The sequence below is a fragment of the Lutibacter oceani genome (genome assembly GCF_003384935.1).
Classification (GTDB): Bacteria; Bacteroidota; Bacteroidia; order Flavobacteriales; family Flavobacteriaceae; genus Lutibacter; species Lutibacter oceani.
The window spans coordinates 355,103-367,590 of the sequence record NZ_QTTQ01000009.1; the positions used below are offsets into that span (position 1 = coordinate 355,103).

Annotated in this window: 10 protein-coding genes; 3 read left to right on the forward strand and 7 right to left on the reverse strand. The window is 29.5% G+C overall.

All coding sequences use genetic code 11. The features are described from left to right. The first annotated feature begins 25 nt into the window (after window positions 1-25). Window positions 26-1,558, forward strand: a complete 1,533-nt coding sequence (locus BX611_RS01675) for a GH3 auxin-responsive promoter family protein (protein WP_115877752.1) — start codon at window positions 26-28, stop codon at window positions 1,556-1,558. Window positions 1,559-1,577: 19 nt separating this feature from the next. Here BX611_RS01675 and BX611_RS01680 read toward each other — a convergent pair whose 3' ends face one another. The 5 genes from BX611_RS01680 to BX611_RS01700 all read right to left on the reverse strand — a co-directional run bounded on the left by BX611_RS01680 (window position 1,578) and on the right by BX611_RS01700 (window position 6,736). Next, entirely contained in the window at window positions 1,578-2,555 is a 978-nt protein-coding gene (locus BX611_RS01680; RefSeq protein WP_115877753.1) for a polyprenyl synthetase family protein, read from the reverse strand. Between the two features lie 251 nt (window positions 2,556-2,806). Further along, window positions 2,807-3,883: a bifunctional 3-deoxy-7-phosphoheptulonate synthase/chorismate mutase type II gene (locus BX611_RS01685; RefSeq protein ID WP_115877754.1), complete on the reverse strand. Its 1,077-nt coding sequence runs from the start codon at window positions 3,881-3,883 to the stop codon at window positions 2,807-2,809. Between the two features lie 18 nt (window positions 3,884-3,901). After that, the gene (locus BX611_RS01690) at window positions 3,902-4,759 is read right to left on the reverse strand and encodes a prephenate dehydrogenase (protein ID WP_115877755.1); all 858 of its coding nucleotides are present in this window, start codon (window positions 4,757-4,759) and stop codon (window positions 3,902-3,904) included. Between the two features lies 1 nt (window position 4,760). Next, window positions 4,761-5,918, reverse strand: a complete 1,158-nt coding sequence (locus tag BX611_RS01695; protein WP_115877756.1) for a pyridoxal phosphate-dependent aminotransferase — start codon at window positions 5,916-5,918, stop codon at window positions 4,761-4,763. After that, the gene (locus BX611_RS01700; RefSeq protein WP_115877757.1) at window positions 5,918-6,736 is read right to left on the reverse strand and encodes a prephenate dehydratase; all 819 of its coding nucleotides are present in this window, start codon (window positions 6,734-6,736) and stop codon (window positions 5,918-5,920) included. The genes BX611_RS01695 and BX611_RS01700 overlap by 1 nt, the downstream gene beginning before the upstream one ends. Before the next feature lie 403 nt (window positions 6,737-7,139). Here BX611_RS01700 and BX611_RS01705 point away from each other — a divergent pair, with 403 nt between their 5' ends. Together BX611_RS01705 and BX611_RS01710 are read left to right on the forward strand one after the other, a co-directional pair. Next, on the forward strand, window positions 7,140-8,510 hold the full coding sequence (locus tag BX611_RS01705; RefSeq protein WP_115877758.1) for a capsule assembly Wzi family protein: 1,371 nt from the start codon (window positions 7,140-7,142) through the stop codon (window positions 8,508-8,510). Window positions 8,511-8,514: 4 nt separating this feature from the next. Then, window positions 8,515-9,258 carry a tyrosine-protein phosphatase gene (locus BX611_RS01710; RefSeq protein WP_115877759.1) on the forward strand — a complete coding sequence of 248 codons (744 nt, stop codon included), beginning with the start codon at window positions 8,515-8,517 and terminating at the stop codon, window positions 9,256-9,258. Between the two features lie 106 nt (window positions 9,259-9,364). Here BX611_RS01710 and BX611_RS01715 read toward each other — a convergent pair whose 3' ends face one another. Further along, entirely contained in the window at window positions 9,365-11,716 is a 2,352-nt protein-coding gene (locus tag BX611_RS01715) for a GumC family protein (RefSeq protein ID WP_115877760.1), read from the reverse strand. 3 nt (window positions 11,717-11,719) lie between these two features. Further along, window positions 11,720-12,478, reverse strand: coding sequence for a polysaccharide biosynthesis/export family protein (locus tag BX611_RS01720; protein ID WP_115877761.1), 759 nt, complete (start codon window positions 12,476-12,478; stop codon window positions 11,720-11,722). Window positions 12,479-12,488: the final 10 nt, after the last annotated feature.

Below are 12,488 nucleotides of genomic sequence, written 5' to 3' on the forward strand. Positions count from 1 at the left end.
ACTTACCAAATATACTCAATATAATATGCCATTTCAAATAGTGAATTCAATAATTTCTTGGTTTTTAAAAAAACGAAAACACCAAATGGAACTATTTTTAAAATATCCCATTGATGTTCAGCAGGAATTATTATTTAAATTACTTAATAAGGCAAAATTTACTGAAATTGGAATACAATATAAATTTTCTGAAATTAGAACTTATGAAGATTTCAAAAAAAATGTTCCCATACAGCAGTATGAATCCATTGAACCTTTAATTGAACGCACCAGAAAAGGTGAACAAAATTTATTTTGGCCAACTCCTATTAAGTGGTTCGCAAAATCCAGCGGTACAACCAATGCAAAAAGCAAATTTATTCCTGTAAGTTATGAAGCACTGGAAAACTGTCATTTTAAAGCAGGAAAAGATATGCTTTGCCTGTATTTTAACAACAATGAAGAAGCGCAACTTTTTACTGGAAAAGGGTTACGCCTTGGTGGAAGCAGCGCAGTATATGAAGATAATCATTCTTATTTTGGTGATTTATCTGCTATAATTATTGAAAACATGCCGTTTTGGGCGGATTTTAGTAGTGCTCCAAAACAAGAAACTGCTTTAATGGGTGAATGGGAAGCCAAAATGAAAGCAATAGTTGAAGAAACCATAAACGAAGATATAACAAGCTTGGTTGGAGTACCTTCATGGATGTTGGTACTCTTAAATAAAGTATTAGAAAAAACTGGAAAAGATAATATTTTAGAAGTTTGGCCAAACCTTGAGGTCTATTTTCATGGAGGTGTAAATTTTAATCCGTATCGCGAACAATTCAAAAAATTAATCCCTAAAAAGAGTTTTAAATATTACGAAACGTATAATGCTTCTGAAGGATTTTTTGCCATTCAAGATTTAAACAATTCTTTTGATTTATTACTAATGTTAGACTATGGAATATTTTATGAATTTATACCAATGGAGCATTTTAAGGGGGAAAATTCTGAAGCAATTCCACTAGCTCAAGTAGTACTTGATAAAAATTATGCGCTGGTAATTACCACAAATGGAGGTTTATGGCGTTATTTAATTGGGGATACAATTAAATTTACTTCTTTAGATCCATACAGGATTAGAATTACAGGCAGAACAAAACACTTTATAAATGTTTTTGGCGAAGAATTAATTATTGAAAATACCGAAGAAGCTTTAAAACAAGCCTGTTTAAAAACCAATGCTGAAATTTCTGAATACACAGTTGCACCTATTTTTATGAATGGAAATAAAAGTGGAGGACATGAATGGGTTATAGAATTTAAAATTCATCCCGAAAACATTAACTACTTCACAGAATTGTTAGATAATTCTTTAAAAGCAATAAATTCTGATTATGAGGCAAAACGTTATAAAAACTTAACATTAAAAAGTCCTAAAATTAATGTAGTTAGAAAAGGTTTATTTTATGATTGGCTAAAACATAATGGTAAATTGGGTGGTCAGCATAAAATTCCTAGACTTTCCAATTCCAGAAATCATTTAGAAGAAATATTAAAACTAAATGCTGTGCACTCCGATTTGGTTTAATATAAGAATTGAATAATTCTTATATTTTTCGTTCAATAACATAATTTACCATAATAAGTAAAGAGTCTTTATAAGGAGAATCCGGATATGTATTTAATATAGCTAAAGCCTTTGTTTGGTATTCTTTCATTTTAGCAATAGTATATTCTATGCCTCCATGTTCTTTTACAAAAGCAATTACTTCCTTTACCCTTTTCTTATTTTTATTATGATTTTTAACAGAATTAATTAACCATTTTTTTTCTTTTTCCGAACAATTATTAATAGTATAAATAAGCGGTAAGGTCATTTTTTGTTCTTTAATATCTATACCTGTAGGCTTTCCAATTTTAGCATCGGTGTAATCAAATAAATCATCTTTAATTTGAAATGCAATACCAATTAACTCGCCAAAAAGTCTCATTTTTTCAATTTCTTCAGCATCACTTATTACAGATGCTGCGCCAATACCACAACAAGCAGCAATTAAAGTCGCTGTTTTCTGACGAATAATTTCAAAATAAACATCTTCTGTAATATCTAATTTACGCGCTTTTTCAATTTGCAGTAATTCACCTTCGCTCATTTCACGCACTGCGACAGATATTAATTTTAGAATATCAAAATCATCATTATCAATGGATAATAGCAATCCTTTTGAAAGTAAAAAATCTCCAACTAAAACTGCAATTTTATTTTTCCATAAAGCATTTATCGAGAAAAAACCACGTCTTCTATTACTATCATCTACAACATCATCGTGTACTAAAGTTGCAGTATGAATTAATTCAATTATAGAAGCTCCTCGGTAGGTTCGTTCTTCAAACCTACCATTTGAAACCATTTTTGCCACCAAAAACACAAACATTGGTCGCATTTGTTTCCCTTTCCTACGCACAATATAATGCGTAATTCTATTTAATAATGGAACTTTCGTGACCATGGCCTCTCTGAATTTACTTTCAAAGAGCTCCATTTCTTCAAGTATGGGTTGTTTTATTAGTTCAACTGGTTTCATTAATAAACAAAAATAGTAGTTTATTTTAAATGGGATTACTTTTATTTTAGATTTCTTATTCTAAAAAAAACCTGAAATTAACAATGATTAAATATACATATAAGAAAGCTGTCTAAAAAGTTAAACTTACATCAACCTGAACTTTATTCAGGTTCTCATCATTACTGGTAACAATATGGTGAGCTTCTGAAATAAATTCAGAATGACGACTTCTAACCTTTTAGACAGCCTCTTATTTTTTAAAACCTAAATTACTTTACGTTATGTTGAATATTTATGGATTCTACGTGGATAGCTTTAAAAACCTCCTCTACAAACTCTCTACTTAATCCTTTGCTTTCTCCTACAGCAATCATTGAAGATAAAATATCAGACCATCTTCCACTTTGTAAAATAGCTACATTTTCCTGGTGTTTTAATTTGCCAATATTTTCAGCAACGGTCATTCTATCACTTAAAATATCAATAATATTACCATCAATTAAATCCAATTCTTTACGGTATAAATTTAATTTACTTTGGAAACTCTCCTTAGAACTACTTTTTTGGCGAATTTTTAAATCCTGTGTAATTTTATGTAATTGAGCTGGAGTAATTTGTTGTGCAGCATCACTCCAAGCATTGTCTGGGTCTATATGAGTTTCAATCATAAATCCATCAAAATTTAAATCCAATGCAGTTTGAGAAACATCTAAAATAGTATCTCTACGACCGCAAATATGAGATGGATCTAAAATTAAAGGTAAATCAGGAAATTCTTTTTTCAATTCAATAGCAATATGCCATTTTGGTTTGTTTCTGTAATGCCCTGTATTATATGCTGAAAAACCTCTATGAATAACTCCTAATTGTGAAATTCCATTCGCTTGAAAACGCTCAACACCACCTAACCATAAAGCTAAATCTGGGTTTACAGGGTTTTTAACTAATACTGGTTTATCTACTCCTTTCAAAGCATCTGCAATTTCTTGCACAGCAAAAGGGTTTACAGTAGTTCTAGCACCAATCCATAATATATCTATATCTGCTTTTAATGCTAACTCAACGTGATTTGCATTACCAACTTCAGTAGTTATTTTCATTCCGGTTTCTTCACGAACTCTTTGTAACCAAGGTAGTCCAATTCCACCAACACCTTCAAAACCTCCCGGTCTGGTTCTTGGCTTCCAAATACCAGCTCTAAATACATTTGTATCTGTATCTTTTAATAAATGCGCTGTTTTTAATACTTGCTCTTCTGTTTCAGCACTACAAGGTCCTGCAATTACAATAGGATGAGATAAACCCATACTATCTAACCATTTTCTGTTTTCTTTTGTAATTTCCATCTTCGTTTAATTTCTTATTTAGTTGCTCTGCTTAATTCCGTTTAATATATTTTTTATATAATTTGTACCATGCATCGTTTCATTTAAACCATTTGCATCGTTTTGCTCAATCATTTCTTTAAACTCATTTAAGTTTTTAATATATTCATTTAAAGATTTTATAATATTTTCTTTGTTTTCCAAAAATATTGGAGTCCAGGTATTTGCTGAACTTTTAGCCAAACGCACTGTTGAAGCAAAACCAGTACTTGCCATATCAAATATTGCTTGTTCATTTTTTTCAATCTCTAAAACTGTTTTCCCTAACATAAAAGAACTTACGTGAGACAAATGAGATACATAAGCAATATGCCTGTCATGTTCTTCAGGATGCATCATTTTAATGCGCATGTTTAGTTTTTTAAATAAACTAATTGCTTTATCTAAAATTTTCCAATCTGTTTTATCCGCTTCACAAATAATATTTACTTTATCATCAAATAAATTTAAAATTGCTGCTTCCGGACCTGAAAATTCAGTTCCTGCCAATGGATGCGCGGCAACAAAATTTTTGCGTTTTGGATGATTTACTATTTCCTTACAAATTTCATTTTTTACTGAACCTACATCAAAAACCAATGTATCTTCAGAAACACAATCTAAAATTTCCTTTGCTAATTTTGGTACTATATTTACAGGTACTGCAATAATAACAACTGAAGCATCTGTTATTTCATTAAAATCAATTTCAGCATCGATTACACCTAGCGCTAAAGCTTTTTTAATATGCTCAGCGTTTTGATCGATACCAAATACTTTATAATTTCCTCTTTTCTTTAAATCCAATGCTAAAGAACCACCTATTAAACCTAAACCGATAACAACTAATTTTTCCATGTTATATTTTTACGGTGGTTAATCTATTTAAAACTTCATTTAGCACCTCTGCATCAACACATAAAGATGCTCTTATGTAGCCTTCTCCATTAGAACCAAAAATAGTTCCCGGAGTAATAAACACGTTTTTATTGTATAATAATTCATCTGTAATAGCTTCAGATTTTATTCCTTTTGGTAGTTTTGCCCAAACAAATAAACCGCCAATAGCTTGATTATAAGTACAATTTAAAGCATCAAATATTTCCCAAACAATTGCTCTTCTTTTCGTGTAAATTTCATTTTGAGATTTAAACCACTCATTTGATAATTTAAAAGCTTCAACTGCCCCTTTTTGAATTCCAAAAAACATTCCAGAATCCATATTGCTTTTTACCTGCAAAATTGTTTTAATAATTTCGGCATTTCCAACTACCATTCCTACACGCCAACCAGCCATATTAAAAGTTTTACTTAAAGAATTTAGCTCAATTGCTACTTCTTTTGCTCCTTCAACATCTAAAATACTTATTGGTTTTTCATTTAAAATAAAACTATAAGGATTGTCATTTACAATTAAAATATTGTGCTTTTTAGCAAATGCTATTAATTGTTTAAAATCTTCTTTTGAAGCCACAGCACCAGTTGGCATATGTGGATAATTTACCCACATAATTTTCACTTTTGATAAATCCTCTTTTTCTAATTCTTCAAAATTAGGCAACCAGTTTGTTGTTTCATTTAAATTATAAAAAATAGCCTCTGCTTGTACTAAATTGGTTACAGATGCGTAGGTTGGATACCCTGGATTTGGAATGAGTACCTTATCTCCTTTATTTAAAAATGCCATTGAAATATGCATAATACCTTCTTTTGACCCCATTAAAGGAAGAATTTCTGTAGTTGCATTTAAATTAACATTATACTTTTCTTTATAAAAAGTGGCAATACCTTCACGTAATTCCGGAATTCCTTGGTAGCTTTGGTATTGATGTGCATTGGGCAATTCCACAGCATTTTGAATAGCTTCAATAACACTTGCCGGAGGGTTTAAATCAGGGCTTCCAATTGCAATATTTATAATTGGTTTGCCTTCATTTCTTAAAGCTGCTACTTCTCTTAGTTTTTTAGAAAAGTAGTATTCTTTTACATTATTTAATCTGTCAGCTCTCTGTATCATTATCTTTTACCTTTGTTGTATTCTCCCAATACCTTTAATGTTTCAACTTTTGTTTTTATTTCATTTATAGCATTAAAATAATCGGCATAGCTATTAAAAATAAAATCAGCAAAAAAAGCATATTTCCAAGGTGTATCAATTACTGGCATTGATTGAATTTTAGATAAATTTAAATCGTGTTTTGCCAAAATTGAAAGTACTTCTGCCAAACTTCCAGTATCATTACTGGTAATAAATTTTATGGATGCTTTATTGGATGAAACACTGCTTTTATCTTTATTGTTATTTAAAATAAAAAACCGTGTTGCATTTTCCTTTATTGTTTGAATTTCAGGAGCAAGAATTTTTAACGTGTATGTTTTTGCTGCCAATTTACTGGCAATTGCTCCAACTCCTTTTAAATTGTTTTCCTGAATACGTTTAGCTACAGAAGCGGTATCTTTATCTTCAATTAATTTAATATGTGGATAATCTTTAAAAAATTTATGACATTGTAATAATGCCATCGGATGCGAATACACCTCTTTAATGTCTTCAATATTTTGTCCTTCCAACGCCATTAAATTATGATGAATTGGCAGGTGATACTCTCCACAAATTGTTAATTGAAAATCATCTATAAGTGCATAATTAGGTAAAATTGCTCCTGCTATGGAATTTTCAATTGCCATAATAAGAACATCTGCCTTTTTTTCTTGTAAAAGCACTGGCATTTCAGAAAAAGATAAACATTCTAATAACTCTATGTTTTTTCCAAAATATTGTTCAGCCACTATGTGGTGAAAAGATCCTTTTATACCTTGAATTGCTACTCTCATTATTTAATATTAATTCAAAAAAAAATCTCGAAATAATTTCGAGACTCCATAATTTATATTTTGTTAATTAACACATACAAAGCCTCACCCTTTATTATTAAAATAAAAGTAAAAATAGAAGCTGTTCCAAGTGTTATTTGATATCATAATTTCCTAAATATGAGGACAAATCTATGCATTAATTTTAAAAAACCAACTTTTTTCATAAAAAATATTTAACACTTAGTGAAAATTCAAAAAAACAATATATTAAATGAACTATTTTAAATAGAAGTCCTTTATTTTTCAACTTTTTTTAAAATAAATAAAAGAACTCTTCATAATTTATTATAACACCAAGACCTTAAAAGCCTTTTTGTACAAAAAATAATTAACTTTGCTAATTAAAATATACAAGCTGTTTATGAAGATAACAAGTATGAAACCACTACTTACCATATTATTAATTTTTACAATTGTTTTTCAGGCAACCTCACAAAATTATAGTATTGAATTAAATTCAAATATTTCAACCAAAGAAACCTTGCCTTTTTTTCTTACAGCAAACAAATATGGAAGTATTCCTAACAGTAATAATGCATTAGTATCCACTTCAATATTTTCTGATTTTAAAAATACCAATCGCACTTTTGATATTGCTTACAAAGTATCAATTTCAGGAATTATAGCTGACGAAAATGAGTTATTAATTAACGAGTTATACACCAGTATTGCTACTGAAAATTGGCAATTAGACCTTGGTAGTAAAAACGATGAGCTTGCTTTTGAAGGCTTATCCGTATCAAATGGAAATATTATAAAATCTATAAACACAAGAGCTTTTCCTGGAGTTAATTTAAGAACCCGCTCTTATTTAGAGTTGCCTTTTGCAAAAAAATGGCTTAAAGTAAAAGCTAATTATGCAGAATATTTTTTAAATGATAAACGTGTTGTAGATAACGCACATTTACACAATAAAAGCTTGTATTTTAAATCTCGATTAAATAACAATTTAAGTTTAATTACAGGTTTAGACCATTATGTTGTTTGGGGAGGAACTTCTGAAGAATTTGGAAAACAACCTACAAATTTTAAAACTTATTTAAAATATATAACCGGAACAGGCGATGGAAATAAAACTGAAGATCAAATTAATTCCTCTAATGCATGGGGAAATCACGTAGGTAATTACCAAGTTCAATTGGATTATAAAGGAGAAAATTTTAACTGGAGTTTTTATTTGTCACACCCTTTTGAAGATAGATCTGGTAGAGAATTTGCAAATTATCCAGATGGCTTATATGGTTTTTTTGTTGATCTTAAAAAACCTCAAAGTTTTATTACACATATTATAACTGAATTTCAGTATACAAAACATCAAGGTAAAAGCACTTCTCAAAACGGGTTAATAGACAACTATTTTAACAATACTGTTTATCAAAGTGGGTGGATTTATTTTGGACGTACTATTGGTTCACCTTTTTTTACAACTAAAGTTCCTGAAAATGGAATAACCAAAGGAATTGCAGAAAATAGATTTACTTCTTTTAATTTAGGTTTTAAAGGGAACTTAAGTTCCTCTATTCAATATAAAACAAATTTAACCTATACCTATTATCAAGGGTGGTTTAACGCACCTGTTCAAGAATATCAACTTTCTCCGTATCTTGAACTACTTTTAAAAAACGAAACTATTCCTTTTAATATATCCTTGGGAGCAGCTGCAGATTTTGGTGATTTTTTACCAACAAACTTTGGTGGATTTCTAAAATTAACTAAAACTGGAATTTTTTAAAAATATGCTGTCTTTTTTTAGAAATAAAACCCCGTTGATTAAAGAGTTTCCTTCAAATTTTATTGATATACATTCTCATTTATTACCAAATATTGATGATGGATCTAAAAGTTTTGAAGAAGCTGCCAACTTAATAAAAAGACTTTATAGTTATGGGATTAAAAATTTTGTTACCACACCACATATCATGGATGGTATTTGGAACAATACCCCAACTATAATAAATAACAAACTATTTGAGCTAACTGATTATTTAAAAAAACAAGGAATTACAGACATTAATATGAGTGCTGCAGCTGAATATATGTTAGACTCTAATTTTGAAAAACTATTAAAATCAGAAAAACTGCTTACAATTAAAGATGCTTATATTTTAGTTGAATTGTCTTATTTAAATCCTCCTATTAACTTAAAAGAAATTTTATTTGATATTCAAATTGCTGGTTATACACCTATTTTAGCACATCCTGAGCGCTATTCTTTTTACCATAAAAATTATAATGAATATCTAAAATTGAAAGAAGCGGGATGTTTGTTCCAACTTAATTTACTGTCTTTATCTAATTATTACGGAGCTGATGTAAACAACATTGCTAAAAAATTACTTCAAGATAACCTTATTGATTTTGCAGGAACAGACACGCACAACAATAGGCATTTAAATACTTTAGAAACTATTAACAACTCCCAAATAATTAAACTTATTAAACCTGTTTTAGAGAACAATGCTAAGTTACTAAAGCCATAGTACTTTTCAATTAATACATTTGTCAGTCTGAGCCTGTCGAAGACCCTATAAAACTGCAATAAGATTCTAAGTTTATAAACTTCAACAAGTTTAGTGCGACTTTTATTTACCCTAAAAAAGAAAACAACTTACTCCACCATTTTTTAGATTTAGCCTCATCAGCATAACCATAACCGTAGCCGTAACCATAGCCATAACCTCTTTCTAAATCCGTATCATTAATTAAAATTGCCATATTGGGCAGTCTTTTTTCTTGATACAATTTATTAGGAATATCTAACAAACGCTTATCTAAAAAGTTTGCTCTTATTACATAAATAAATAAATCGGCTTGTTGACTAAAAAGTAAGGTATCTGTTACAATATTTATTGGTGCAGTATCCACAATTACATAATCGTAATTTTGCTTTCCATAGTTTAAAACTTCTTCAAAACGGCCATTCATTAATAATTCTGATGGATTTGGAGCTACTATTCCAGATTCTAAAATATCAAAATTAGTTTCTTTAAACTGCTCAATTACATCAGGAACCTTTAATGTTTGATCCATTAAAAAATGAGAAAGTCCCTTTTTTGTAGATTTAATATTTAAATAGGCTGCAATTTTTGGTTTTCTGATATCTCCACCTATTAACAACACTTTTTTATTTGTTAAAGCCAGTACAGAAGCCAAGTTTATTGCTATAAATGTTTTTCCTTCTCCTCCCAAAGTAGAAGTAATAAAAATTGTTTTTGCATTTTCCTTCACACCCGAAAGCATAAAATTAACATTGGTTCTTAACAACCTAAAAGATTCAGCAGTACTATCCCTATCATTATCTGATATTACAACCTTCCTTTCAGATTTTGATTTAGGAATATCACCCAATATTGGTGCTTTTACAACGGACTCTACATCTTTACGCGTATGTACTTTATTATCTAATAAAAATAGTATATATAAAACTGCAAAAGGAATGATAAATCCCAATGCCAATGCAGCCATTAAATACATTCTCCTATTTGGTGCAACTGGAGCATCACTACCATAAGCTTTATCTATTATTTTAGCATTTGGAACAGTTACAGCCATTGAAATGGAATTTTCTTCACGCTTTTGCAACAAGTACAAATACAACGCTTCAATAATTTGTTGTTGACGCTCAATATCTCTAAATTCCCTTTCAATTTTAGGTACGGCTGCTATTTTTGAAGCCATTTTAAATTCTTGGTCTTTTAATTCACTCAAAGACATATTTATAGCTGATTTAAGGCTTCCTATATTTTGCTTAATATTTTCCTTAAATGTTACTATCTGTTGCTCTAAATTTATTACTACAGGATTTAAACTACTCGAATTTTTTAAAATACGATTGCGTTCCTGAACCAATTCATTATATTTTTGAGTACTCTCATCTATTGATTTTTCAGATAATCCTAAATTTACAGGAATAAATTCTTTCTCTGTTGAATTAATATAATCCTCTACATAATCCACCAGTTTTAGCTGGGCATTCAATTCAATAATTTTATTTTCAAGTGCTGTTTTAGTTTGTAAAGCAATGCCAGCTTCAGAACTAATATCTGTTAACCTGTGTGTAGTTTTATACGTTTCGGCACCAGCTTCAACAATTGCCAAATCTTTATTAATTACATCAATTCTTTCATTTATAAATTCATTGGTGTTTTTAGAAATTAAATTTTTATCCTCTACAACATCTTTATTGTATTGAAAAACCAAGTAATCTAAAATCGCCTGTGCTTTGGATTTAACCCGATCGTTCAATGATAATTTTAATACACTTGAATTATTAACTACTTGTATTTGAACCTTATTTTTATAATTATTAGCAACCGTTAAAACGGGTGTTAGTTTTACAATAATTTCTTCTCCAGGTTTTAACCTGTCAATATGTAATGGCGTTACTGTTAAATCCCCAAAACTAGCACTTATTTTTTCTCCATAAGCATATTCTTTGCTTTGTAAACCATCAACTAAAATAAAACTTGTTTCTGATGCTGTTATAATAGAAAATGTTGCCCAAAGTTTATACAATTTTTCATTTTCAAATAAAAAATTTATTTTAATTGGAGCACTTTGATTGAACATTTCAGAATCATAAACTCTTCCTTTTTTAAAAAATTGAAGATTTAAATCTAAATCTTTAACAACCCGTTCAAATAAACTTCTAGATTTTAATAATTCAATTTCATTTTCTAATGACTTATTTGAATTTCCAACCAAGCCCAATTCTTTGAATGCTGAAAGTTCATTATTATCTTTATCACCAATTAAAATTGTAGTTGCTGCTGCATATTGGTTTGGCGTATATCGTAAATAGGTATGTACTGCTATATAGGCAACAACAATACTTAATAAAAACCATTTCCAATGATATAAATATTTTTCTATTTCTTCACGGATATTAATAGTTCCTTCGTTAAAATTTACAGGATTCATTTGCTGGTTTTCTTGCATAGCTTAACGTGTTAAAATAAGCACTAATGACAATAATGCCGATGCTATAGAAATTAAAGAAGAAGTAGTCCCAATTGCTGAGGAATTTACCTTTGCCTTATTTGGTTCAACATATACAATATCGTTTTGAGCTAAATAATAATAGGGCGATTTAAAAATAGATTTATCTGTAAGATCTAAACGAATACTTTCAATGTTTTCACCATTTTTTCTAATTAATAAAATATTTTTTCTTTTCCCCTGAATTGATAAATCACCCGCCATTGCAATAGCTTCAGGTATTGAAACTTTTTCATTTTCCAAATTAAATGAACCCGGAGATTTTACTTCCCCTAATATTGAAACCCTAAAATTTTCTAATCTAATATTTACAATTGGCTGCTTTATATATGCCTCTAATGCTACAATTAACTTATCTTTTAATTCATTAGTGGTTAAACCTGCAACCGTTATTTTCCCTAAAACAGGAAATGTAATAGTTCCATGAATATCTACTAAATAGGTAATGGGTTTTGTAGAATTGTTATTTTGACCGCCTCCTTGATATAAATTAAATGGCATTGCTGTTTCAGCATCAAGTGCATTAACCGTAATGTTAAGAATATCATCGGTCTGAATTTTAGGAGCATAATTTTTAAGTAGTTCGTTACTTATGGCTTCATCATTCTGAAAATAAATCATTTTCTTTTTAGACACACAGGAAGTTGCAGTGACCAGTAATAAAATTAATATGCTAAAATTTAAAACGTAGTTTTTTTTCATCACCTCTTTT

What these genes read in the sequence shown, in the direction of transcription:
- BX611_RS01695 (WP_115877756.1), bottom strand. Translation starts at nt 5,918, where the DNA reads ATGATACAGAGAGCTGACAGATTAAATAATGTAAAAGAATACTACTTT.
- BX611_RS01720 (WP_115877761.1), bottom strand. Translation starts at nt 12,478, where the DNA reads ATGAAAAAAAACTACGTTTTAAATTTTAGCATATTAATTTTATTACTG.
- BX611_RS01675 (WP_115877752.1), top strand. Translation starts at nt 26, where the DNA reads ATGCCATTTCAAATAGTGAATTCAATAATTTCTTGGTTTTTAAAAAAA.
- BX611_RS01710 (WP_115877759.1), top strand. Translation starts at nt 8,515, where the DNA reads ATGCTGTCTTTTTTTAGAAATAAAACCCCGTTGATTAAAGAGTTTCCT.
- BX611_RS01680 (WP_115877753.1), bottom strand. Translation starts at nt 2,555, where the DNA reads ATGAAACCAGTTGAACTAATAAAACAACCCATACTTGAAGAAATGGAG.
- BX611_RS01705 (WP_115877758.1), top strand. Translation starts at nt 7,140, where the DNA reads ATGAAGATAACAAGTATGAAACCACTACTTACCATATTATTAATTTTT.
- BX611_RS01700 (WP_115877757.1), bottom strand. Translation starts at nt 6,736, where the DNA reads ATGAGAGTAGCAATTCAAGGTATAAAAGGATCTTTTCACCACATAGTG.
- BX611_RS01685 (WP_115877754.1), bottom strand. Translation starts at nt 3,883, where the DNA reads ATGGAAATTACAAAAGAAAACAGAAAATGGTTAGATAGTATGGGTTTA.
- BX611_RS01715 (WP_115877760.1), bottom strand. Translation starts at nt 11,716, where the DNA reads ATGCAAGAAAACCAGCAAATGAATCCTGTAAATTTTAACGAAGGAACT.
- BX611_RS01690 (WP_115877755.1), bottom strand. Translation starts at nt 4,759, where the DNA reads ATGGAAAAATTAGTTGTTATCGGTTTAGGTTTAATAGGTGGTTCTTTA.